Raw genomic sequence first — 22,166 nt, 5'->3', positions numbered from 1 at the left:
TGTGACGTGGCCATGGCTGCGCGTCCCGCTGCGCGGTGCCTGTCTGCGGGGTCGCCGCTGCGCGGGGCGCTCCCCTCCCCGCCCCTTCCCGAAACTGGGGCGGTGCCCCAGCCCCCCTTGTACCTGCCGGCCGGTGGGGGCTGGGCGCGCGGTTCCCCCGCGCCCCTGACGGGTCCGGAGCCCCGGCACCGCGCAGCGGCACCGGGGTCAGAACGCCGGGCGTTCGGGGTCGAGGGCGGCGACGCCCTCGGTCGGGGACGAGGCGTGGGCGAAGCGGCGGACCGGGATCCGCCCGGCCCGGTACGCCAGGCGCCCGGCCGAGACCGCGTCCCGCATCGCCGCGGCCATGAGCACCGGCTCCTGCGCCCGCGTGACCGCCGAGGCCAGCATCACCGCCGCACAACCCAGCTCCATCGCCAGCGTGACGTCCGACGCGGTGCCCGCCCCCGCGTCGAGGATCACCGGCACCCCCGCCCGCTCCACGATCAGCTCGAAGTTGTGCGGGTTCCGGATCCCCAGCCCCGACCCGATCGGCGAGCCCAGCGGCATGATCGCCGCGCAGCCCGCGTCCTCCAGCTTCCGGGCCAGCACCGGGTCGTCGTTGGTGTACGGCAGTACCGTGAAGCCGTCGTCGACCAGCGTCTCGGCCGCGGCGAGGAGTTCCTCCCCGTCCGGCAGCAGCGTCCGCTCGTCCGCGACGACCTCCAGCTTGATCCAGTCCGTGCCCAGCGCCTCCCGCGCGAGCCGCGCGGTCAGCACCGCCTCGCCCGCGGTGAAGCAGCCCGCGGTATTCGGCAGCACGCCGATGCCGAGCTTGGACAGGACCGACAGCACCGATCCCTGGACCGTGGGGTCCAGGCGGCGCATGGCGACGGTGGTCAGCTCCGTCCCGGAGGCGACCAGCGCCCGCTCCAGGACCTCCAGGCTCGGCGCGCCGCCGGTGCCCATGATCAGACGGGAGGAGAAGGTCCGCCCGCCGAGGGAGAACAGGTCATCAGCCATGATCGCCTCAGCCTCCCTGGACCGCGGTGAGGATCTCGACCCGGTCACCCTCGCCCACCGGCGTGGCCGGCCACTGCCCGCGCGGTACGACGGTCTCGTTGAGCGCGGCCGCGACCCCGGACGGGGCCGTGGTGAGGGTCGCCACCACCAGGTCCAGCGTGGTGCCCGCGGCGACCTCGCGGGGCTCGCCGTTGACGGAGATGGTCATGCGTAGGACTCCTCTCGGGCGGCCGCCGCCCCGACGGGGCCGGGGGAGAACCGGCGGGGGGTGAACGGGCGTGCCACGTCCGGGACTTCCCCGGTGGCCAGGACCTCGGCCATGACGTCGCCGGTGACCGGGGTGAGCAGCACCCCGTTGCGGTAGTGGCCGGTGGCCAGGTGCAGTCCGGGCAGTTCGGTGGGTCCCAGCAGCGGGGCGTTGTCCGGGGAGCCCGGCCGCAGCCCGGCCAGGGTCTCGGTCAGCGGGAGTTCGGTGATGCCGGGCACCAGCTCGTGGGCGTCCCGCAGGAGTTCGTAGACCCCGCCCGCGGTGACCGTGGTGTCCCAGCCGAGTTCCTCGCTGGTCGCGCCGACGACGAGTTCGCCGTTCTCCCGGGGCACCAGGTAGACGTGGCTGCCGCGCACCACCGCGCGGACCGTCCGGGACAGGAACGGCGCGTACGCCGGCGGCACCGTGAGCCGGAGCACCTGCCCCTTCACCGGGCGCACCGGCGGCACGACCTCGGCGGGGACCCCGTCGAGCCGGCCGCTGAGGCTGCCGGCGGCCAGCACCACCTGGTCGGCGGCCGGTTCCGTGCCGTCGTCGAGGAGGGCGCCGGACGCCCGGCCGGCGGTGACCGCCAGCCGCTGGGCGGCGGCCCGGTGGAAGACCACGCCCGCCCGCTCGCAGGCGGCCACCAGGGCGGCGGCCAGCCGGCGCGGGTCGACCTGGTGGTCGCCGTCCACGCGCAGCCCGCCGCGTACGCCGGGCGCCAGCATCGGCTCCAGGCGGCGGCACTCGCGTCCGGTCAGCCACTCCGAGGCGAGGCCGCAGCGCCGCTGCAGGGCGTGCAGTTCGCGCAGGTGGAGGCGGTCGTCGGAGTCCAGGGCCACGGCGAGGGTGCCGCAGGCGCGGTAGCCGATGTCCAGTCCGCCGCTCGCCTCGCCGAGTTCCGCGGCGAACTCCTCGTACCGGGCGGCGGAGGCGAGGTTGAGGCCCAGCAGGGTCTCCTCGCCGTAGTGCAGTTCGGTGACGGCGGCGAGCATGCCGGCCGCGACGCGGGCGGCGCCGCCGCCGGGCGCCGGGTCGGCGAGCGCGACGGACATGCCGCGCCGGGCCGCCCGCCAGGCGGTGACCAGGCCGATGATGCCGCCCCCGATGACGAGGACGTCCGAGCCGGCGGCCGGGCCACCGGATCCGTGGGTGAATGAACGCATGGGCGTCGAGCCCCTCCCTTCGCCGGCATGACCCGGATCAGGTTCGTACGGTCGGAGGCCGGCCAGCCTCCCTCTCAGTCCGGTGCGCCCGGACTCCCGCGGTTGGATACGGTGGCCACCCTACCCCCGCCGCAAGGCCCGGGTAAGGTCGCCCGGCCGTCGCCACTTCCTGACGTGGCGTCAGATAGTTAGGGTGTCGGACGTGAGCAATCAGATCGAACAGACGGACCAGAAGGCCCCCGCGGACGCGCCCGCCGCGGGCGGAGCGGTGATCGTCGGAGCCGGAATGGCCGGGGTCCAGACGGCCGTCGCCCTGCGCGAAGCGGGGTACACCGGCCCCGTCACCCTGATCGGCGCCGAGCCGCACCAGCCCTACGACCGGCCCCCGCTCTCCAAGGCGGTCCTGCTCGGCGAGTCGGAGGGCTCCGCCTTCGACGTGGACTTCGAGGACCTCGGCATCGAGCTCCGGCTCGGCCTGGAGGTCACCGGCCTGCGCCCGGAGGCGCGGGAGCTCGACACCGCCGCGGGCCCGGTCCCGTACGGCAGCCTGGTCCTCGCCACCGGCGCCGAACCCCTGACCCTGCCGGGCTCCGAGGGCGTACCCGGAGTGCACCTGCTGCGCACCCTGGACGACGCGGAACGGCTCCGGCCCGTACTCGCCGCAGCCCGTGACCTGGTGGTCGTCGGCGCGGGCTGGATCGGCGCCGAGTTCGCCACGGCCGCCCGCGCGGCCGGCTGCGCGGTCACCGTCGTCGAGGCCGCCGACCGGGTCCTGGCGGGGGCACTGCCCGACGAGGTCACCGGCCCCATGGCCGACTGGTACGCCGAAGCCGGGGTCCGCCTGCTCACCGGCGTCAAGGTCGCCTCGGTCGAGCCCGGCCTGGTCCGGCTGGCGGACGGCCGCGAGCTGCCGGCCGGCGCGGTGGTGGTCGGCATCGGCGCCCGCCCCGCCACCGGCTGGCTGGCCGGCACCGGCGTGGAACTCGGCCCGGACGGCTCGGTCACCACCGACGACCGGCTGCGCACCTCGGTGCCCGGGGTGTACGCGGTCGGCGACTGCGCCTCCTTCCCGTCCGCGCGCTACGGCAAGCGGCTGCTGGTCCACCACTGGGACAACGCGCTGCAGGGGCCGCGCACGGTCGCCCTGAACATCATGGGCGGGGACCGGGCGTACGACCCGGTGCCGTACTTCTGGTCGGAGCAGTTCGGGCGCTTCGTCCAGTACGCAGGCCACCACGCTGGTGCCGACACGCAGCTGCTCCGCGGGAACCCGGCGGACGCCGCCTGGTCGGTCTGCTGGCTCCGTGACGGCGCCCTGGTCGCCCTCCTGTCGGTCGGCCGCCCCCGGGACATCGCCCAGGGCCGCCGCCTCATCGAGTCCGCGACCCCCGTCGACCCCGCGAAGCTCACCGACCCGGCGGTCCCCCTCAAGTCCGCCGCGGCCTGACCCGTCCACGGGGCTCGGCGCCCCCGGACGGGCGGCTCGGGTACCGGGCGCCGCCGGGGGATGGCAGGCTTGACCGCGTGACCGAGATTGACGCAAAAACCGACGCTCTCGTCCCCGAGTGGCTCTACCTCCCCGACATCGCCGAAATGCTCGACGTCGAGGTGACCCGGATCCGCCAGCTGGTCAAGGAGGGCCAGCTCATCGCCGTACGGCGGGGCGAGAACCGGGCGCTCCAGGTGCCCGCCGCCTTCATCGACGGCGACAAGGTGGTCAAGGGCCTCGCCGGGACCCTGACCCTGCTCCGGGACGACGGCTTCACCGACGAAGAGATGCTGGAGTGGCTCTTCACTCCCGACCCGACCCTGCCCGGGACCCCCGCACAGGCCCTGAGCGAGAATCGCGGCACGGAGGTGAAGCGCCGCGCACAGGCGCTCGCCGTCTGATCCGTTCCGCACGACCGCAACCGATCCACTGACGGGCGTACGGGCCCGCGCGACGCGCGGGCCCGTACCCCGCCCATCCGGGGGGTTTCCCATGTCCCTGGCCGATGCCCGGCTGTACCTCTGCACCGACGCCCGCAAGCGCCAGGGCGACCTGCCCGAGTTCCTCGACGCGGTCCTCGCGGGCGGCGTGGACATCGTCCAGCTCCGCGACAAGGGCATGGAAGCCGGCGAGGAGCTGGAGCACCTCCGGGTCTTCGCGGAGGCGGCCCGCCGCCACGGCAAGCTCCTCGCGGTCAACGACCGCGCCGACGTCGCCCACGCCATCGGCTCCGACGTCCTGCACCTCGGCCAGGGCGACATCCCCGTGCCGGCGGCCCGGGCGATCCTGCCCGAGTCCGTGCTGATCGGCCGCTCCTGCCACGCCGAGGCGGAGGTCGACGCCGCCGTGGCCGAGCCCGGCGTCGACTACTTCTGCACCGGCCCCTGCTGGCCCACCCCGACCAAGCCCGGCCGGTACGCGCCCGGCCTGGACCTGGTGCGCTACGCCGCCTCCCTCGGCCCGTCGCGCCCCTGGTTCGCCATCGGCGGCATCGACGCCGGGAACCTGGACGAGGTGCTGGACGCCGGCGCCACCCGGATCGTGGTCGTCCGCGCGCTCACCGAGGCATCCGACCCCGGCGCCGCCGCCGCGGACCTGGCCAAGCGGGTCCGCGAACGCCTCTCCTGAGGCTCCCGCCTCAAACGTCCCCTCTGGATCAGCTTGTCCGAATCGCCGGGTCCCGCGCGGGACCCCGGGCAAGGTGTCCAAAAACGCGTCCAATACGTGGACATCGCTTCGGCCTGCAGTGCTGCCCGTCTAACCTGCCGGTATGGCCCTTGGAACCGCTTCGACCTGGACGGACCGTGCACGCACGGTCCATGAGCTGCTCTCGTCCGGTGCCCCCTCGTATTCGTTCGAGTTCTGGGCCCCCCGGACGGAGAAGGGCGAGCGGAACCTCTGGAACGCGCTCCGCCGGGTCGAGGCCGTGGCCCCGAGCTTCGTGTCCGTGACCTACGGCGCCGGCGGCTCCAACCGAGACGGCACGGTCAAGGCCACCCAGGAGATCGCGGCCGACACCACCCTCACCCCGGTCGCGCACCTCACCGCCGTCGACCACTCCATCGCCGAGCTGCGCCACGTCATCGGCCAGTTCGCGGACGCCGGGATCCGCAACATGCTCGCCCTGCGCGGCGACCCGCCGGGCGACCCGATGGGCCGGTGGGTCGCGCACCCGGAGGGCGTCCACTACGCCGCCGACCTGGTCCGGCTGCTCAAGGAGTCCGGCGACTTCTGCGTCGGCGTCGCCGCCTTCCCCGAGATGCACCCGCGGTCCAGCGACTGGGACACGGACATCCGGCACTTCGTGGACAAGTGCCGCGCCGGTGCCGACTACGCCATCACGCAGATGTTCTTCGACCCGGAAAATTATCTGCGGCTGCGCGACAGCGTCGAAAAGGCGGGCTGCGAGACCCCGATCATCCCCGAGGTCATGCCTGTTGTGGGCATCAAGCAGTTCGACCGGCTGCCCCAGCTCACCAACGCGGTCTTCCCTGCGGACGTGAAAGAGCGCATGCTCGCCGTCAAGGACGACGCAGCCGCTGTACGCTCCATTGGCATCGAGTTCGCCACGGAGTTCTGCGCGAGGCTGCTGTCCGAGGGTGTCCCGGGTCTGCACTTCATCACGCTGAACAATTCCACGGCGACTCTCGAAATCTACGAGAACCTCGGTCTGCACCAGCGGGCCTAGACCGGCCGCACCCGTGGGCGGCCGCAGCGAGAGGGGCCAGGCATGGGGATGTACGTGCTCTACGGCGCGTTCGGCTTGGTCGCACTGTGGCTGCTCGCCGAGGTGCTCCTCCAGTACAAGGCCCGGCTGCGCTGGCGCCTGCTGGCCTTCTCGGGCTTCCTCGGCGTGGTCGCCGGCGTGATACTCCCCTCCGTACCCGTCATCGGGGCCGGTGCCACCGCCTTCGCCGTCGGCCAGACCCTGGTGACGCTCTCCTTCCGCAAGGGGTTCGTGGCCGGCTGGGCACTGCGCAGGGGCGCGGCCGGGAAGACCCCGGCGCCCGCCGCCAAACGCCGCCGCGGCGGGACCGACACCCCCGCGGCCGGACTCCGTGTATCCGACCTCGCGTACGGCGACCAGGACCCGGCGGGCCGCCCCGGCGGCCGGGGGGACGACTCCGGCGAGCGGTCCGAGCCGGCGTTCCTCCGCCCGGAACCGCTGTCCCAGGGCGCGGACCAGGGGGAGGCGCCGCGCCCCGGCCAGGGCTTCGCGCCCGGTCCCGGCTACACACCGGACTCCGGCGGGTTCGCCCCCGGCCCCGGCGGCTTCGCGCCTGACTCCGGTGGCTTCGCCCCTGACTCCGGTGGCTTCGCGCCGGACTCCGGAGGCTTCGCGCCCGCTGCCGACCCCGCGCAGACGGCCCCCTTCGCCTCGCCCTTCACCACCGCCGAGCAGGACGCCCACCAGTACGCGGCCTACTACGACCCGCAGACCCAGGGCGGCTACGACTACGCGGGCGGCTTCCAGACCGGCGGCGAGCAGCAGGTGTACGCGGCGTACTCGGACCCGTACATCGGCACCGCGGGCGTCGACGGGTCGCAGCAGTACGGCTACGGCGACCCCTACCAGCAGTACGGGCAGTACTCCATGGACACCCCGCCCGGCGGGGTGTGGGTGCCGCAGCAGCGGTCCACGGACGCCGCGCAGCCCGACGCCCACCCCCAGCAGTGGCCCGGCCAGGAGCAGTACGACCCGCAGCAGTACCCGTACCGGGGCAGCGGCGAGTACGAGCAGTACCGCTACTGACGCCCCGGCCCGGGCACGGGCCCAGGCCCGGGTACCGCACCCGGCCGCCGGAGACCGGCGGCCGGCCGGCGGTGCCCGCCGCGGCTCACTGCGAGCCGCGGAAGTCCGCGCCCTCCACGATCAGCCCGGCCACCAGTGCGCCGGTCATCCCGGCGTGGGCCAGTCCGCCCCCGGGGTGCGCCCACCCGCCCGCCCGGTAGAGGCCGGGCAGGGCGGTGGTGTTGGAGGGGTACAGCATCCGGCCGCCGGCACCCGCGAGGGCCGGGGCCGGCACCGAGCCGCCGTACGCCCCGGTCGCGGCCTCGACGTCCAGCGGCGTACGGGCCTCGTGCCACAGCAGCCGCTCGCGGAGGTCCGGTACGGCCCGCCCGGCGGCCTCCAGCAGTTCCTCGGTGTAGCGGGCGACCAGGGCTGCGTCCGCCCAGTCCAGTACGCCCTGCGGGGCGCACACGGCGGTCAGCGTGACGGCCTCGTGCCCGTCGTCGGGCACCTGCGCCGGGTCGCCGGGGCGCAGCACCGTGACGGTGGGCCGCTCGGTGTGGGCCCCGGCGGCCACGGCGCGGCCCTCGGCGGTGGCCGAGGGGGAGTGGACCACGGTCCGGTGCGGGGTGCCGTCCGGACGCCCCCCGCGCAGGGCCAGGAACAGGGTGAAGCGGCTGGGCAGCCCGGCCTGCGGCGCGGGCGTGCCGTCGCCGTCCGCGTCCCGGGGGCCGTTCCCGCCACCGGGGCCGTTCCCGCCACCGGGGCCGTTCCCGCCACCGGGGCCGTTCCCGCCGCCCGGCGGGGCGGGCTCGGCGAACCGGCGCGGGTCGACGCCGCTGACCACGGAGTCGTGCTCGGTCCGGGTGCCGTCGGCGAGCAGCAGCCCGCACGCCCGGCCGTCCCGGGCCGGTACCTCCCGGACCTCGGTCCCGAAGACGAACTCCACCTGCCGCTCCAGGCAGCGCTCGTACACGGCGGTGGCCAGGGCCCGCATGCCGCCGCGCACGTACCAGCTGCCGAAGGTCTGCTCCATGTACGGGATCACCGTCGCGGACGCTGGGGCGGTGTGCGGGAGGAGGCCGTGCGCGAGCACCGCGCTCTCGGGCAGGGCGGCCAGGCCGCCGCCGAGTTCCCGCTCGGCGGCTTCGGCGAGGGTGGGCGGCCGGCGGCGGAGCAGGCCCGACTTGCGGAGGGCGGGGTAGGGGTCCTGGGCGAGTGCCTCCCGGTCGGCCTGCAGGGGTTCCTCCAGGAGGGGCCGGCGGGTGCGGTCCCAGGCGTCCCGGGCACGGCCGAGGACGGCGTTCCAGCGTTCTCCGGCGCCCGCTCCGAACGCCCCGTCGAGGGCTGCGGCGACGCCGCCGCGGGAGGCGCCGGGCAAGGTGACCCGGGTGCCGTCGGGCAGCACGTGGCAGACCTGCGGGTCGATCTGGACGGTGTCCACGCACTGTTCCAGGCTGCGCTTGCCGGTCTTCACGAACAGGTCGCGGTAGACGGCGGGCAGGTGCAGCAGGCCCGGGCCGGTGTCGAAGGAGAAGCCGTCGCGGGTGTACTGCCCGACCGCTCCGCCGTAGGTCGCAGAGCGCTCGTACACCGTCACCCGGTGGCCCGCCACGGCCAGCCGGGCCGCCGTCGCCATCGCGCCCATGCCGGCGCCGATCACCGCAATTCGTGCCATGCGGCCGACCCTATCGGCCCTGTTCGGCGGGGCGGCGCGGCGGGTCCTGCCCCCCTTGCCCTCCTTGCCCCTCCGGCGGCTGCCGGTGCTCCGGCCGGGCCAGCCGGCGTTCCTCGCGGCGCTGGGCGCGGCGGCGCAGGAAGCGGCGGATCCGGGTCCACAGGTAGACCAGCACGATCAGGCCGGCCAGCAGCAGTACGCCGGCGATCACGGCGGCCGCCTCGGGGTTGAACATGGCGAAGGTGACGATCCCGGCGACCCCGAGGTCCTCGGTGGTGCTCATGGCGATGTTGCTGAAGGGCTCGGGGGAGGTGTTGATCGCCATTCTGGTGCCGGCCTTGACCACGTGGCTGGCCAGTGCGGTGGTCCCGCCGAGGGCTCCGGCCGCGAGTTCGGGGAGCGACCCGCTCTGTCCGGCGAGCAGGGCGCCGATCGCCGCGCCCGCGGCGGGCCGGATCACGGTGTGGACGGTGTCCCAGAGGGAGTCCACGTAGGGGATCTTGTCGGCGACGGCCTCGCAGAGGAAGAGCACGCCGGCGGCGACGAGGACATCGGTGCGCTGCAGGGACGCGGGCACCTCGTCGGTGAGCCCGGCCCGGCCGAACAGGCCGAGCAGGAGGACCACGGCGTACGCGTTGATCCCGCTGGCCCAGCCGCTGGTGAACACCAGAGGGAGCACACTCATCCGCCCAGCATGCCCCAGGAGAGCGGGTGCGGCCGGGCGGAGGGCTCAGGCCGAGCCGAGGGCTCAGGCCAGGCGGGGGCCGCACGGCGGGCTCGGCCCGTGGGCGGTGCGCGAGGGGGTGGCCGCCACGGGCGGCCACCCCCTCGTCACAGGTGCGCAGGTGCGCGGGTGTCTCAGTGTCCTTGCTGTTCGTCGCGGCGACGCTGCCACCGCTGTTCGATGCGGTTCATCATCGACCGGCGCTGCCGGTTGTGGCCGCGGCCCGAGCCGCCGGCACTGCCGGAGACGGGCTGCTCGCCGGGTTTGGGTGCCTTGCGCCATCCGGTGACCGCGAGGACCGCGCAGCCCAGCATGACGAGGAAGCCCACCACGCTGATCCAGATCAGATTTCCCTGCGCGACCATTCCGGTCATGAGGAGCGCGATACCCACCAGGAAGCCTGCGACCGCCTGGTAGACCCGTCGCCGGGTGTACGTACGCAGCCCGCTTCCCTCAAGCGCTGTCGCGAACTTGGGATCTTCGGCGTACAGCGCTCGCTCCATCTGCTCGAGCATTCGCTGCTCGTGCTCCGAGAGCGGCACGGGAGTCCTCCTCATCCGTCGGTCGCGGGGGGAGCGACCGGGGGTCCCCTTCAGGATAGGCAGGGAATCGCCCCCGTGAAACCCGCCCCTCTACGCCACACGCTTTCAAGACAAGTACAGCTTCAAGACAACTACAGTTCCATGGCCAGCATTGCCGATATCGGCGATGTGGCCAACCGTGCCGCCTGGCGGGAGGGCCGGTGAGGCCATTGTTCCCCAACGGCAACCCCACCACACCGGACGGCGTTGCACCCGATCATACGGGTCCGGTGGCCGGATCGGAGGGCTTGCGCAGGACTGCATCACCTCCGCCCGCATCCGCCCGGTCAGGGGGCGGCGTACCGCATGACCAGCGGCGTGACCGGCCCCGTGACCTGCCGCGCCACCGGCCGCGGGCCCGTCGTGCGGAGCGGGCCGGACATGCCGGCGCGGCGGGGGTGCCGGGGCTCAGCCCTGCTTCTCGCCCAGGACGTGCAGCTGGGTGGCGACGGCGTGGAAGGCGGGCAGCTCGGCGGCGGCCTCCTCCAGCTTGAGCAGGGCTTCGACGGCACCCGGCTCGGTGTCGACGAGGACCCCGGGCACCAGGTCCGCGAAGACGCGGACGCCGTGCACCGCGCCGACCTCCAGCCCGGCCCCGCCGACCAGCTCGGTGAGCTGCTCCGTGGTGAACCGGCGCGGCACGGGGTCACCGGCACCCCAGCGTCCGGCCGGGTCGGTGAGCGCGGTCCGGGCCTCGGTGAAGTGCCCGGCCAGGGCCCGGGCGAGCACCGCTCCGCCGAGCCCGGCGGCGAGCAGGCTCAGGGTGCCGCCGGGGCGCAGCGCGGCGACGGCGTTGGCCACGCCCTCGGCCGGGTCGTCCACGTACTCCAGCACGCCGTGGCACAGCACCACGTCGTACGAGCCCTGCTCGACGACGTCCAGCAGGCCCTGGGCGTCGCCCTGGACCCCGCGCACCAGGTCGGAGACGCCGGCCTCGGCGACCCGGCGCTCCAGCCCGAACAGGGCGTTCGGGCTGGGGTCGACCACGGTGACCCGGTGGCCGAGGTGCGCCACCGGGACGGCGAACTTCCCGGTGCCGCCGCCGGTGTCGAGCACGTCCAGCACGTCCCGCCCGGTCGCCTTGACCCGGCGGTCGAGGGCGTCCTTGAGGACCTCCCACACCACGGCGGTACGGAGGGAGGCGCGGGGACGGGAATTGTCGGACACGACGTGTTGCTCCTCGGCGCGGAAGGGTCGGTGTGCGGTTTCACCACACCCTATTGCCTTCCGTCGCCGCGCAGGTCATCCCGCGTCGGGGCGTGGCTGGGGCAGTGTCGGGTGGAGCGCCAGCATGCGTTCGACCAGGCGCAGGAACATCCCTGCCGCGCGCAGCAGGTCGTCCGCGTCCCGGTTGCTGGCCGCGTCCCGTATGCCCGCCTCGGCCCGGGCCCGGCGGGCGGCGCCGGAGGCGAACAGCGCGCTCCACTCGGTCAGCTCCGGTGCTATTTCCGGCAGCACCTCCCAGGCGCTGCGGATCCGGGGCCGGCGGCGCGGGTTGACCGGCTCCGGCCGGCCGCGGGCGGCCAGGACGGCGGCGGCGGTGCGCAGCGCGGCGAGGTGGGCGGTGGCGTAGCGCTCGTTGGCCCGGGGGAGCAGGGCGGCTTCGTCCAGGCCGCGGCGGGCCTTTTCGAGCAGGTCGAGGGCGGCCGGCGGGGCGGCCGACCTTCGCAGGACGGGGTGGACAGGGGACGGGGACGGTGTGGCCATGACGAACCTCCTGTCAATGCGTGCTGCTCAACGGGTACTGCCGGCTCTTTCTCAGACCATCGTGAGGCCCCCCACTGACAATCGCCTTGACCTGCGGTTTTCCCGTGTTCGTCCCTTGATCGCCCCCCTTGGTCGGCCCCCTGGTCGGAGCTCCACTACGAAGGATGCTAGTTTTTGAACTGACCAGTCAGTTCAAATGAAGGGGGAGGGCGTGGACAGCCCGCGGGGCGCGGCCGTCAAGGCCGAGGACTTCGGACTCAAGGGGCCACGGGGCTGGGTGTTCCGCGGCATCGGCATCGACGCCGCGCCCGGTTCGCTCATCGCCGTGGAGGGCCCCTCCGGCAGCGGCCGCACCTGTCTGCTGCTCGCACTCACCGGCCGGATGAAGGCGACGGAGGGCCGTGCCCGGGTCGGCGGCCATGACCTGCCCAAGCGGATGACGGCGGTCCGCGCAACCACCGCGCTCGGGCCGGTGACCGGCGTCAACGAGCTCGACCCGTCCCTGACCGTCGCCGAGCAGCTGCGCGAGGGCGCACTGCTGCGGCGCCGCTACGGCGGCCCGGTCCGGGCACTGCTCCGCTCGCCGCGGGCACGCGCCGCCGCCACCGCCGCCCGGATCGACGCGGCGGTCGCGGCCGCCGGGCTGGACGTCGACGGTCTGCCGAAGGGCATGCGCACCTCGGTGCGCGACCTGGAGCGGCTGGAGGAGCTCCGCCTCTCCCTGGCCATCGCGCTGCTGGGCGACCCCGGCCTGATCGCCGTGGACGACGCCGACCTCAAGCTCTCCGACGCCGAACGCGCCGAGGCGTGGGCGCTGCTGCGCGGCCTGGCCGCGGCGGGCACCACCGTCCTGGCGGTCTGCAGCCAGGCCCCGGCCGACGCGCTCGTCCTCCGGACGGGCACCACGGACCGGGCACCCGGCGGGTCCGCCTCCGGCAAGCCCGCCTCGGCTGCCTTCGCCCCGGCCGGTTCCGGGCCCGCCCGCTCCCGCCGGCGCTCCCGGCCCCGGCCGGCGGCCGGCGGGAACCCGAAGGCGCCGGCGGAGTCGGGGGACACCACCGGCCTGCCGCCCGCCGGGGGCGGAGCGCCCGACGCGGGCGCCACACCTGCCACACCTGCCGCGGGCGCCACGGCCGCCGTACCGGCCGCGGGCGGTGCACCGGAGCCTCGGCAGCAGTCCACCCCGGCTCCCGCTCCCGCGGCCGGGGCGGTGGAGCCGGGGGGCTCCACCGCCCCGGCCCACCCGGAACCGTCCGGGGAGGTCGCCCCCGGAGCCGTCACCCCGGCCGCCGACCCCGGGGCCGCAGAGGCCTCCGCCGAGACCGCCGACTCGGGCGTCGCGCCGGCCGACGCGAGTCGCACCGAAGGAACCGCGCCCGCCGACGCCACCACCCCCACCACCCCGACCCGCACCGACGACACGAAGGAGGCAGCCGATGCGCACGCCGAAGCTCGCCGCGCTTGAGCTCAAGCGCTTCGGCCGGGGCAAGCTGCCGATCGCCGCGCTGGTCTCGCTGCTGCTGCTCCCGCTCCTCTACGGCGCCCTCTACCTCTGCTCCTTCTGGGACCCGTACAGCAGGCTCGACAAGGTCCCGGTCGCCCTGGTCAACGCCGACCGCGGAGCCACCGTCGACGGCAAGCGCATCGACGCCGGCGACGAGATCGCCCGGAAGCTCAAGGACAGCAAGACCTTCGGCTGGAAGGAGGTCGGCGCCGAGGAGGCGGCCGAGGGTCTGGAGGACGGGACGTACTACCTGACCCTCACCATGCCCGCCGACTTCAGCGAGCGGATCGCCTCCAGCTCCGGCGACGACCCGACCACCGGCGCCCTCCGGGTGCGCACCAACGACTCCAACAACTACGTCGTCGGCTCCATCTCGAAGACCGTCTTCTCCGAGGTCCGCGCGGCCGCGTCCAGCAACGCCTCCCGCGGTTTCCTCGACAAGATCTTCGTCTCCTTCTCCGACCTGCACGACAAGACCGCCGAGGCCGCCGACGGCGCCGGCCGGCTCAAGGACGGCACGGTCAAGGCCAAGAAGGGCGCCAAGGACCTGGCCGACGGCCTGGACACCGCCAAGGAGAAGACCGGCGAGCTGGCCGGAGGCCTCAAGACCCTCGACTCGGCCGCCGGCGAGCTGGAGACCGGCACCCGGAAGATCGCCTCCGGCACCCAGACCCTCGCCGACACGGTCAACGGGGCGGCCGCCAAGGCCCGCCCCTTCCTGAAGGACCCGAAGAACCTGGCCGCCCAGGCCGAGCTCGTCGCCGACTCCGCCCGGACCGTCCGGGGCCACCTCGACGACGTCGCCAAGCACGCCCCGGCCACCGCCACCGTCACCAGGAAGGTGTCCGAGCGCGCCGACTCCGTCTACACCAAGACCTGCGTCAAGGGCCCCAAGCCCGTCCCGGCCACCTGCCCCGAGATGAAGCGGCTCAAGACCGAAGCCGCCACCGCCGCAGAACTCGCCGGTGACGTCAACAACGTGGTCACCACCTCCAAGGGCGACCTCGGCACGCTCAAGAAGCAGCTGACCGACCTGGAGAACACGGCCCGCGACGTGGTGAGGAAGGCCCCCGGCCTCTCCTCCGACCTCGACGCCGCCGTCGCCAAGGTCAACGCCCTCAACAGCGGCGCCCACAAGGTCGCCACCGGCATGGACAAGCTGCACACCGGCATCAGCTCCGCGAGCAAGGGCTCCGCGAAGATCGACACCGGAGTGGGCAAGCTCGGGGACGGCGCGCACAGCCTGGACGGCGGCATCTACAAACTGGTCGACGGCTCCGGCGAACTCGCCTCCGGCCTGCAGGACGGCGTCGACAAGATCCCCGACTACGACCGGCAGCAGCGCGACGCCCGCACCGAGGTCATGGCCGACCCGGTCCGGCTCGCCGCCGAGTCCCTGCACAAGGCGCCCAACTACGGCACCGGCTTCGCCCCGTACTTCATCCCGCTGTCCCTCTGGGTCGGCGCGATGGTCGCCTACATGCTGATCACCCCGCTCAACCGCCGGGCGCTCGCCGCCGGCGCCCCCGCCTGGCGGATCGCGCTGGCCGGCTGGCTGCCCGTGGCCTCCCTGGGCGTGCTCCAGGTCGCCCTGCTGATGTCCGTGCTCCACTTCGGCCTCGGCCTGGAGATGGCCCACCCGGCCGTCACGATCGGATTCCTCGCCCTGGTCACCGGCTGCTTCGCCGCGATGGTGCAGTGGCTCAACGCCAAGTTCGGCGCGGCCGGCCGGATCCTGGTCCTCGTGGTGCTGATGCTCCAGCTGACCTCGGCGGGCGGCACCTACCCGGTGCAGACCAGCCCCGGCTTCTTCAACGCCATCCACCCGTACCTGCCGATGTCCTACGTGGTCGAGAGCCTGCGCCGGCTCATCACCGGGGGTGACCTCACCCCGGTCTGGCAGGGGTCCGCCGTACTGGTGGCCTTCACCCTCGGCGCCCTGGCCCTGACCACCCTCGCCGCGCGCGGCAAGCAGGTCTGGACCATGGACCGTCTGCACCCTGAACTCAGCCTGTAGGGACCGGTGACACCTGTGACAATCAGCGCCATGGAAAGCAGCACCAGCACGCGCCGGCAGGCGACCCGCCAGAAGCTCTACGAAGCGGCCGTCACGCTCATCGCCGAGCAGGGCTTCTCGGCCACCACGGTCGACGAGATCGCGGAACGCGCGGGCGTCGCGAAAGGCACCGTCTACTACAACTTCGCGAGCAAGACGGACCTCTTCGAAGAGCTGCTCAGGCACGGGGTCGGCCTGCTCACCCACTCGCTGCGGACCGCCGCGGAGGAGACCGAGGCGCGCGGCGGCAACCGGGTCGAGGCGCTCGACGCGATGATCCGCGCCGGCCTGGTCTTCATCGAACGCTACCCGTCCTTCACCCAGATGTACGTCGCCGAACTCTGGCGCACCAACCGGGCCTGGCAGTCCACCCTCATGGTGGTCCGTCAGGAGGCCGTCGCGGTGGTCGAGGGCGTGCTGCGCGAGGGCGTGGAGCGCGGCGAGCTCAGTGCCGAGATCGACGTACCGCTCACCGCGGCCGCCCTGGTCGGCATGGTGCTGGTGGCCGCGCTGGACTGGCAGTCCTTCCAGCGGGAGCGGTCCCTGGACGACGTCCACTCCGCGCTCTCGCTGCTGCTGCGCGGACGGGTGAGCGGCAGCTGAGGCAGCAGCCGGAGCCGGAGCCGGAGCCGGAGCCCGAGCCGGAGCCGGAGCAGATGCAGAAGCGGTCGCGGAAGCAGACACAGACGCAGAAACGGAAGCGGTCCGGCAGCCGGGGAAACCCGGCTGCCCCCCGGTCGGCGGTGCCACCCGCCGCCGGATCCGCGTAGAACTGGGTTTCCGTCACCTAGGTATCCGTACCTAGACGCAGAGATGAGTATGCGTACGGATGGGCTCCCATCTGCGGAAACAGCAGACTGGAGGCCATGGACAGGGGCACCGGTCCCGCACCGCCGACACGGGGCTGCGGAGCAGGACCGGTGCCCTCGGCCGTTCCGGGAGAGGTACAGGGGAGTACGGGGACCCGGAAAGCGGAACGCCGGTGCGGCGGGACCCAGGGGGAACGGGTCCTGCCGCACCGGCGTTCTCGTATGCGCCCACGGGGCCGCGGGGCGGCGCACCTCCCGTGCGCCGCCCGTCAGCCCCGCTTGAGCCGCTTCAGCCGCTCGGGCCCGGGGAGGGCCGCCCCGATCCGGGCCGCACCCGCCGCCACCCGCCCGGACAGGGCGGACCAGCGGGCGGACACCGCCCAGCCGACCCGCGCCGCCGACCGCGGCAGCAGCAGCCCGCGCAGCCGGCCGGCCCGGCCCGCCGCGGCCAGCAGCCCGGCCCGTACCAGCAGGACGTCCGGGGCCAGCTCCGGATATCCGGTGGCCGCGCCCGGCTTCGCGTACAGCGCCCGCTCCACCGAGGAGGCGACCCGGTGCGCCGAGGCCGCGGCCACCGGATCCAGCCCGCCCAGCTCCACGACCCGGGCGGCCGCCCGGCGCGGGGACAGCGCCCCGTCCGGGGCGACGCCCACGTCCCACGCCGCGTCACCCAGCTCCAGCCAGGCGGTCAGCGGGTCCCCGGTCGCGAGCCGGCGCGCCCGCACCCGGCCGCGCCACAGCAGCGGCAGCAGCGGAAGGGCGAGCACGGCCAGGCCCAGCCCGGTGAAGCCGAGGACCGGACCCCACGGGAAGTCCTCGTCGTCCCCTCCGGTGACCTGTGCGGCGGCGCTGTCGCAGTCGCCGAGCCGCTTCAGCTCCGGCGGGCACCGGTCGGCGCTCTTCGACGGGGCCGGCGCCGGGGCGCTCGCGCTCACCGAGGGCAGCGGCGCCGGGGCCGAAGGCTGCACGGCGGGCGCCTCGGGCCGGGAGTAGTCCGGTGTGGTGCCCCGGGTCGGGGTCGGCTCGAAGCGCGTCCAGCCCACGCCCTCGAAGTACAGCTCGGGCCAGGCGTGCGCGTCCTTCATGGTCACCTCCATGCTGCCGTCCGACAGCCGGGTGCCCGGGGTGAAGCCGACCGCGACCCGGGCCGGAATGCCCAGCGACCGCGCCATCGCCGCCATCGAGAAGGAGAAGTGGACGCAGAAGCCCTCCTTGTCCTGCAGGAACCGGACGATGGCGTTCTTGCCGGTGCCGGAGGAGCCCTTCGTGTTGTACGTGAAGCCGCCCTGCTCCTTCAGCGCGAACCAGTTCTGCAGCTTCAGCGCCCTGGAGTAGTCGTCCCGGGCCCCGCGGGTGACCTGCCGGGCGGTCTCCGCGACCACCGGCGGCATGTCGTCCGGCAGCCGGGTGAATTCCTGCAGGAACTCCGCGGACGGCTTCGGCGCCGACGACAGCTGCCGGGCGGTGGGACGCAGCACCAGGCTCGTCACCGTGTACCGGGCGTCCTGCACCGTCTGCTTGCGGTTCTTGCCCAGCTCGTCGCCGATCACGGTCCGGCCGACCTGCTCGAACCGCCAGCGCCCCCCGATCTCCACCCCGGTCGCCGGGTACGGCATCGGCACGTACCGCTGTACGTAGTCCTTGGCCGTGGAGACGCTGGTCCGCACCTCGGTGGCGTTCAGCCGCACCTGGCCGCTGAGCCCCGGCGGCTGCGGGAACCGCTCCGGAACCTCCGTCAGGCTGCGCCCGGAGGACTTCCACTCGACGCCGTTGAACTCGTCCAGGGAGACGATCCGCAGGTACTGGTCGGCCGGCCGGTTGTCGGTGGTGTAGCGCAGCACCGTCCGGTCGTCCTGGGCGTTCAGGCTGGACTGCAGGGCGACCAGCGGGTTCACCGCCGAGATGGTCCCGCCGCCGGGACCGGTGCCGCCGCCCTCGCCGCCCGGACCGTTCTCGCCCAGCAGCCCGCCGGCCGGTGTGGGCAGCACGTACGCGGCGCCCAGCGCGACCAGCACGGCCACCGCGCCGATGCGCCGGCCGGTGCGCAGCGGTGCGACCGGGTGGGCACCCGCCCTGGTGGCGCCCCCGCCGGGGCTGCCGCCGAAGACCCGGCCCCACTGGGCCAGCCGGTCGCGGCTCTCCGCCAGCAGCAGCATCAGATAGCCGCAGCCCGCCAGCACGAACAGCAGCCAGCCGTCGCCGCCGGACAGACCGGCGGCCACCGAGTACAGCGCGAGCAGCGGGAGTCCGGAGGCCGCGGCCGTCCGGAAGGTCACCGCGAGCAGGTCGACCAGCAGCCCGATCAGCAGCACGCCGGAGACCAGCATGAGCCGGATGCCGTCGGTCTGCGGGGCCGGTATCGCGTACTCGCCGACGTCGGCGACGCCCTCCTGGAAGAGCGAGCCGAGCCCGGTCAGCAGCTGGCTGCCGATCCCGTCGGAGGCCGCCACCGAGCGGCCCTGCCCGGCGAACAGCAGGACCAGCAGGACCAGGGAGGCCAGCGCCTGGGCGGCGACGGTCAGCGGACGCGCCAGCGGCACCCGCCGGCCCAGTGCGCCGATCCCGCTCTGCACCGCGAGCAGCCCGCCCGCCTGCAGCAGCCAGCCCTGCGAGTCCACCAGCGGGGACAGGGACACCGCCGTCAGCAGCGTCGCCAGCCACGCGAACAGCGTCAGTCTCGCCATGCCGCTCACGACCGGCCTCCCGCCGAAGTCCCGGTGGCGGCCGCCGGGCCCGAGGACAGGTCCGGGGCGCCGGCCCCGGCCTGCCGCCACATGTCACCGAAGCCGGCGCCCGGCGGCACCGGCAGGACCGTCCAGCCGGCCTCGCGGAGCCGGTCCAGCGGTTCGGCCGCCGGGCCGCCCCGGGCGGCCCGGTACGGCGCCCGCCCGGTCCAGGCGTCCTGGTCCAGTACGAAGGCGACCGCTCCGCCGCCGCGCTGCCGCATCCTCGCGGCCAGCCCGGCCTGTTCGTCGTCCAGGTCGCCGAAGAAGGCGACCAGCAGCCCCGCCTGGCCGCCCCGGACCGCCTCGTGGGCCCGGTCCAGGCCGCGTCCGTCGGAATGCCCGATGACCGCCAGGGTGTCCAGCATCAGTCCGGCGGCCTCGGCGGACTCCCCGCCGCCCGCGGAGAACCCGCCGCCGTCCCCGGGCAGTGCGTCCCCGGCGTCGGTCAGCAGCCGTACGGAGAATCCCCGTTCGAGCAGGTGGAGCAGGGTGGAGGCGGCCGCGGAGACCGCCCACTCGAAGGCGGAGTCGGGCCCGGCACCGTCGAAGGCGCCGTGCCGGGTGTCCAGCAGGACGGTGGCCCGGGCCCGCTGCGGCTGCTCCTCCCGGCGCACCATCAGCTCGCCGTAGCGGGCCGTGGAACGCCAGTGGACGCGGCGCAGGTCGTCGCCGTACCGGTACCCGCGGGGAATCACGTCGTCGTCGCCGGCCAGGGCCAGCGAGCGCTGGTTGCCCTCGCCGTAGCCGCTCGACTCCCCGGCCAGCTTCACCGCCGGCAGCGGCTCGGTGCGCGGGATCACGGTGAGCGTGTCGTACGTGCTGAACGAGCGGGTCAGCTCGACCAGGCCGAACGGGTCGGCCAGGCGCAGCTGCAGCGGGCCCAGCGGGTAGCGGCCGCGCAGGTCCGAGCGGACCCGGTAGGACACCTCCCGGCGGCCGCCGGGCTCCACCCGGTCCAGCACGAAGCGGGGCCGCGGCCCCAGCACGTAGGGCACCCGGTCCTGGAGCATCAGCAGGCCGGTGGGCAGCCGGGACACGTTGTCCATGCGGAGCTGCACCCGGGCCTCGGCGCCGGCGGGCACCCGCACCGGGGTCAGCCGGCGGCTGCCGGAGACCCGGTAGCGGGTGCGGTGCAGGGCGTACACGCAGATCAGCGGGAGGACCGTGATCAGCAGGCCGACCTGGAGCAGCGCGGTCTGGCCGAGCACGAAGGCGCACACGGCCGCGGCGGCGCCGGCGGCCAGGAAGGAACGGCCGCGGGTGGTGAGCCCGGACAGGGCCGCGCGCAGTCCGGCGCTCTCCCCGCCGGCACCGCCAGGGGTACCGGCGGTCATCAGAAGCCCCGGACGCCCGGCTGCTGCGGCCGGCCGTTCGGGTGCGCGGCGGGGACCGGGGTGCGCTGCAGGATGTCGGTGACGACGTGCTCGGCGGTGCGCCGGTTCAGCTGGGCCTGGGCGGTGGGCAGCAGCCGGTGCGCGAGGACCGGGGCGGCCAGCGCCTGCACGTCGTCGGGCAGTACGTAGTCCCGGCCGGCCAGGGCGGCGGAGGCCTTGGAGGCGCGCAGCAGGTGCAGGGTGGCGCGCGGGGAGGCGCCCAGGCGCAGGTCCGGGTGGTTGCGGGTGGCGGAGACCAGCTCGACGACGTAGCGCCGGACGGGTTCCGCGACGTACACCTCGCGGACCGTGTCGATCAGCTTGAGGACGTCGTGGGCGTGGGTCACGGCCGTGAGGTCGTCGAGCGGGTTGACCGCGCCGTGCACGTCGAGCATCCGCAGCTCGGCGGCGGCGTTGGGGTAGCCGACGGAGACCCGGGCCATGAAGCGGTCGCGCTGGGCCTCGGGGAGCGGGTAGGTGCCCTCCATCTCCACCGGGTTCTGGGTGGCGACGACCATGAAGGGGGAGGGCAGCTCGTAGGTCTGTCCGTCGATGGTGACCTGGCGCTCCTCCATCGACTCCAGCAGCGCGGACTGGGTCTTGGGGGAGGCGCGGTTGATCTCGTCGCCGATCACGACCTGCGCGAAGATGGCGCCCGGCTTGAACTCGAACTCGCGGCGCTGCTGGTCGTAGATGCTGACGCCGGTGATGTCGGAGGGCAGCAGGTCCGGGGTGAACTGGATGCGCTGCACCGAGCAGTCGATGGACTTCGCCAGGGACTTGGCGAGCATGGTCTTGCCGACGCCCGGGACGTCCTCGATCAGCAGGTGGCCCTCGGCGAGCAGGACGGTCAGCGCGATCCGTACGACCTCGGGCTTGCCCTCGATCACGCTCTCCACCGACCTGCGGATCCGCTCCGCGGTGCTGGTCAGATCAGCCCCCACGCTCGACTGCGCTTGAGCGGGGGCACCCCCATGTCCGGCACGGTCGTCATAGGTCGTCACCTGGTTCTCCACCCCAAACACCCAAAAGCGATCAGAAACGCGGACGCCCGCCCGGGACGGCAGCGCGTGCACGGACGGGTGCACGGACTGGTGTCCGGGCGGCGTTCAACCCGCATTCTTGACGCCGTTCCCGCCCCGTGTCACTCACGAAGCGGGGTCGATCTCCCGAAGCAGGCCGGTGTGCACGTCGAAGACGAAGCCTCGCACATCGTCCTTGTGCAGCAGGAAGGGGTTGGTGCGGACCCGCTGCATGGACTGGCGGACGTCCTGGTCGACGTCGCGGAACGCCTCCACGGCCCAGGACGGGCGCTGGCCGACCTCGTCCTCCAGCTCGTGCCGGAAGTCCTCGGTCAGACGCTCCAGGCCGCAGCCGGTGTGGTGGATGAGTATGACGCTGCGGGTGCCCAGGGCGCGCTGGCTGATGGTGAGGGAGCGGATCACGTCGTCGGTGACCACGCCGCCGGCGTTGCGGATGGTGTGGCAGTCGCCGAGCTCCAGGCCGAGCGCGGCGTGCAGGTCGAGGCGGGCGTCCATACAGGCCACCACGGCCACGTGGAGGACGGGGCTGGCGTCCATGCCGGGGTCGGTGAAGCGGTCGGCGTAGGTGCGGTTGTGGTCGACGAGGCTGTCGATGACGGTGTGCCCGGGGTCCTGGGCCGTGGGCTCGGCGGAGGAGTCTGCGGGCAGGTGAGCGGAAGTCGTCATGTGTACGACGTTAGTGGTCACCGGCCTGGTGGGCCGTGTGTGAGGTTGGACAAAGAACGTCAATGAACCTTGATGTGAGCTAACCCACAAGGGTGGGGAGGATCCGGCCGTTCGGGTGATTCGCGGCTTTTGGTGGTTCGTTCGGGGCGGGGCACACCGG

Annotated in this window: 19 protein-coding genes, 1 pseudogene and 1 riboswitch; of the genes and pseudogenes, 8 read left to right on the top strand and 12 right to left on the bottom strand. The window is 74.0% G+C overall.

Annotated elements, in window-relative coordinates; translation table 11 throughout:
• Positions 1-207: 207 nt before the first annotated feature.
• From AB0O36_RS16275 to thiO, 3 genes are all read right to left on the bottom strand, one after another.
• Positions 208-1,002 carry a thiazole synthase gene (locus AB0O36_RS16275; RefSeq protein ID WP_365109992.1) on the bottom strand — a complete coding sequence of 265 codons (795 nt, stop codon included), beginning with the start codon at positions 1,000-1,002 and terminating at the stop codon, positions 208-210.
• Positions 1,003-1,009: 7 nt separating this feature from the next.
• Complete coding sequence (gene thiS, locus AB0O36_RS16270; RefSeq protein WP_365109989.1) at positions 1,010-1,210, bottom strand: sulfur carrier protein ThiS; 201 nt, start codon at positions 1,208-1,210, stop codon at positions 1,010-1,012.
• Entirely contained in the window at positions 1,207-2,418 is a 1,212-nt protein-coding gene (thiO, locus tag AB0O36_RS16265) for a glycine oxidase ThiO (RefSeq protein WP_365109986.1), read from the bottom strand. Before thiO ends, thiS begins: the two co-directional genes overlap by 4 nt.
• Positions 2,416-2,528, bottom strand: a riboswitch (TPP riboswitch). (Overlaps the previous gene by 3 nt.)
• 176 nt (positions 2,529-2,704) lie before the next feature.
• On the opposite strand from thiO, the gene AB0O36_RS16260 reads away from it, so the two are divergent.
• The 5 genes from AB0O36_RS16260 to AB0O36_RS16240 all read left to right on the top strand — a co-directional run bounded on the left by AB0O36_RS16260 (position 2,705) and on the right by AB0O36_RS16240 (position 7,160).
• A complete protein-coding gene (locus AB0O36_RS16260; protein ID WP_365110141.1) occupies positions 2,705-3,865 on the top strand; it encodes an FAD-dependent oxidoreductase in 1,161 nt (386 codons plus the stop codon).
• Between the two features lie 77 nt (positions 3,866-3,942).
• A complete protein-coding gene (locus AB0O36_RS16255; RefSeq protein ID WP_365109984.1) occupies positions 3,943-4,308 on the top strand; it encodes an Rv2175c family DNA-binding protein in 366 nt (121 codons plus the stop codon).
• Between the two features lie 91 nt (positions 4,309-4,399).
• Complete coding sequence (thiE, locus tag AB0O36_RS16250) at positions 4,400-5,035, top strand: thiamine phosphate synthase (protein ID WP_365109981.1); 636 nt, start codon at positions 4,400-4,402, stop codon at positions 5,033-5,035.
• 142 nt (positions 5,036-5,177) lie between these two features.
• Entirely contained in the window at positions 5,178-6,095 is a 918-nt protein-coding gene (gene metF, locus AB0O36_RS16245; RefSeq protein ID WP_365109978.1) for a methylenetetrahydrofolate reductase [NAD(P)H], read from the top strand.
• 42 nt (positions 6,096-6,137) lie between these two features.
• Positions 6,138-7,160, top strand: coding sequence for a hypothetical protein (locus AB0O36_RS16240; protein WP_365109975.1), 1,023 nt, complete (start codon positions 6,138-6,140; stop codon positions 7,158-7,160).
• 85 nt (positions 7,161-7,245) lie between these two features.
• Here AB0O36_RS16240 and AB0O36_RS16235 read toward each other — a convergent pair whose 3' ends face one another.
• The 5 genes from AB0O36_RS16235 to AB0O36_RS16215 all read right to left on the bottom strand — a co-directional run bounded on the left by AB0O36_RS16235 (position 7,246) and on the right by AB0O36_RS16215 (position 11,829).
• Positions 7,246-8,817: an NAD(P)/FAD-dependent oxidoreductase gene (locus tag AB0O36_RS16235; protein WP_365109972.1), complete on the bottom strand. Its 1,572-nt coding sequence runs from the start codon at positions 8,815-8,817 to the stop codon at positions 7,246-7,248.
• A gap of 10 nt (positions 8,818-8,827) precedes the next feature.
• Entirely contained in the window at positions 8,828-9,502 is a 675-nt protein-coding gene (locus AB0O36_RS16230; protein WP_365109969.1) for a DUF4126 domain-containing protein, read from the bottom strand.
• A gap of 173 nt (positions 9,503-9,675) precedes the next feature.
• Positions 9,676-10,083, bottom strand: a complete 408-nt coding sequence (locus AB0O36_RS16225; RefSeq protein ID WP_365109966.1) for a DUF3040 domain-containing protein — start codon at positions 10,081-10,083, stop codon at positions 9,676-9,678.
• 447 nt (positions 10,084-10,530) lie between these two features.
• Positions 10,531-11,289 carry a methyltransferase domain-containing protein gene (locus AB0O36_RS16220; protein WP_365109963.1) on the bottom strand — a complete coding sequence of 253 codons (759 nt, stop codon included), beginning with the start codon at positions 11,287-11,289 and terminating at the stop codon, positions 10,531-10,533.
• Between the two features lie 75 nt (positions 11,290-11,364).
• Complete coding sequence (locus AB0O36_RS16215; protein ID WP_365109960.1) at positions 11,365-11,829, bottom strand: SAV_6107 family HEPN domain-containing protein; 465 nt, start codon at positions 11,827-11,829, stop codon at positions 11,365-11,367.
• 211 nt (positions 11,830-12,040) lie between these two features.
• Between AB0O36_RS16215 and AB0O36_RS16210 the strand changes: the two are divergent.
• The 3 genes and pseudogenes from AB0O36_RS16210 to AB0O36_RS16200 form a co-directional block, all read left to right on the top strand.
• Positions 12,041-12,730, top strand: a pseudogene (locus AB0O36_RS16210) (ATP-binding cassette domain-containing protein); the annotation flags it as partial.
• Between the two features lie 535 nt (positions 12,731-13,265).
• Entirely contained in the window at positions 13,266-15,350 is a 2,085-nt protein-coding gene (locus tag AB0O36_RS16205) for a YhgE/Pip domain-containing protein (protein ID WP_365109957.1), read from the top strand.
• Between the two features lie 30 nt (positions 15,351-15,380).
• Positions 15,381-15,992, top strand: coding sequence for a TetR/AcrR family transcriptional regulator (locus AB0O36_RS16200; protein ID WP_365109955.1), 612 nt, complete (start codon positions 15,381-15,383; stop codon positions 15,990-15,992).
• Positions 15,993-16,467: 475 nt separating this feature from the next.
• On the opposite strand, the gene AB0O36_RS16195 is transcribed toward AB0O36_RS16200, so the two are convergent.
• From AB0O36_RS16195 to AB0O36_RS16180, 4 genes are all read right to left on the bottom strand, one after another.
• Positions 16,468-18,882 carry a DUF3488 and transglutaminase-like domain-containing protein gene (locus AB0O36_RS16195; protein WP_365110138.1) on the bottom strand — a complete coding sequence of 805 codons (2,415 nt, stop codon included), beginning with the start codon at positions 18,880-18,882 and terminating at the stop codon, positions 16,468-16,470.
• Positions 18,883-18,887: 5 nt separating this feature from the next.
• The gene (locus tag AB0O36_RS16190) at positions 18,888-20,258 is read right to left on the bottom strand and encodes a DUF58 domain-containing protein (protein ID WP_365109952.1); all 1,371 of its coding nucleotides are present in this window, start codon (positions 20,256-20,258) and stop codon (positions 18,888-18,890) included.
• Entirely contained in the window at positions 20,258-21,241 is a 984-nt protein-coding gene (locus AB0O36_RS16185; protein WP_365110136.1) for a MoxR family ATPase, read from the bottom strand. The genes AB0O36_RS16190 and AB0O36_RS16185 overlap by 1 nt, the downstream gene beginning before the upstream one ends.
• Positions 21,242-21,445: 204 nt before the next feature.
• Positions 21,446-22,006: a carbonic anhydrase gene (locus tag AB0O36_RS16180; RefSeq protein WP_365109949.1), complete on the bottom strand. Its 561-nt coding sequence runs from the start codon at positions 22,004-22,006 to the stop codon at positions 21,446-21,448.
• Between the last annotated feature and the right edge of the window lie 160 nt (positions 22,007-22,166).

The organism is Streptomyces sp. NPDC089799, from assembly GCF_040684755.1.
In the GTDB taxonomy this organism is placed as follows: domain Bacteria; phylum Actinomycetota; class Actinomycetes; order Streptomycetales; family Streptomycetaceae; genus Streptomyces.
The sequence above is the reverse complement of the archived record's forward strand: the minus strand, read 5'-3'. Positions and strand labels throughout refer to the sequence as shown.

What these genes read in the sequence shown, in the direction of transcription:
- AB0O36_RS16275 (WP_365109992.1), bottom strand. Translation starts at nt 1,002, where the DNA reads ATGGCTGATGACCTGTTCTCCCTCGGCGGGCGGACCTTCTCCTCCCGT.
- thiS (WP_365109989.1), bottom strand. Translation starts at nt 1,210, where the DNA reads ATGACCATCTCCGTCAACGGCGAGCCCCGCGAGGTCGCCGCGGGCACC.
- thiO (WP_365109986.1), bottom strand. Translation starts at nt 2,418, where the DNA reads ATGCGTTCATTCACCCACGGATCCGGTGGCCCGGCCGCCGGCTCGGAC.
- AB0O36_RS16260 (WP_365110141.1), top strand. Translation starts at nt 2,705, where the DNA reads ATGGCCGGGGTCCAGACGGCCGTCGCCCTGCGCGAAGCGGGGTACACC.
- thiE (WP_365109981.1), top strand. Translation starts at nt 4,400, where the DNA reads ATGTCCCTGGCCGATGCCCGGCTGTACCTCTGCACCGACGCCCGCAAG.
- metF (WP_365109978.1), top strand. Translation starts at nt 5,178, where the DNA reads ATGGCCCTTGGAACCGCTTCGACCTGGACGGACCGTGCACGCACGGTC.
- AB0O36_RS16240 (WP_365109975.1), top strand. Translation starts at nt 6,138, where the DNA reads ATGGGGATGTACGTGCTCTACGGCGCGTTCGGCTTGGTCGCACTGTGG.
- AB0O36_RS16235 (WP_365109972.1), bottom strand. Translation starts at nt 8,817, where the DNA reads ATGGCACGAATTGCGGTGATCGGCGCCGGCATGGGCGCGATGGCGACG.
- AB0O36_RS16230 (WP_365109969.1), bottom strand. Translation starts at nt 9,502, where the DNA reads ATGAGTGTGCTCCCTCTGGTGTTCACCAGCGGCTGGGCCAGCGGGATC.
- AB0O36_RS16215 (WP_365109960.1), bottom strand. Translation starts at nt 11,829, where the DNA reads ATGGCCACACCGTCCCCGTCCCCTGTCCACCCCGTCCTGCGAAGGTCG.
- AB0O36_RS16205 (WP_365109957.1), top strand. Translation starts at nt 13,266, where the DNA reads ATGCGCACGCCGAAGCTCGCCGCGCTTGAGCTCAAGCGCTTCGGCCGG.
- AB0O36_RS16200 (WP_365109955.1), top strand. Translation starts at nt 15,381, where the DNA reads ATGGAAAGCAGCACCAGCACGCGCCGGCAGGCGACCCGCCAGAAGCTC.
- AB0O36_RS16195 (WP_365110138.1), bottom strand. Translation starts at nt 18,882, where the DNA reads ATGGCGAGACTGACGCTGTTCGCGTGGCTGGCGACGCTGCTGACGGCG.
- AB0O36_RS16190 (WP_365109952.1), bottom strand. Translation starts at nt 20,258, where the DNA reads ATGACCGCCGGTACCCCTGGCGGTGCCGGCGGGGAGAGCGCCGGACTG.
- AB0O36_RS16180 (WP_365109949.1), bottom strand. Translation starts at nt 22,006, where the DNA reads ATGACGACTTCCGCTCACCTGCCCGCAGACTCCTCCGCCGAGCCCACG.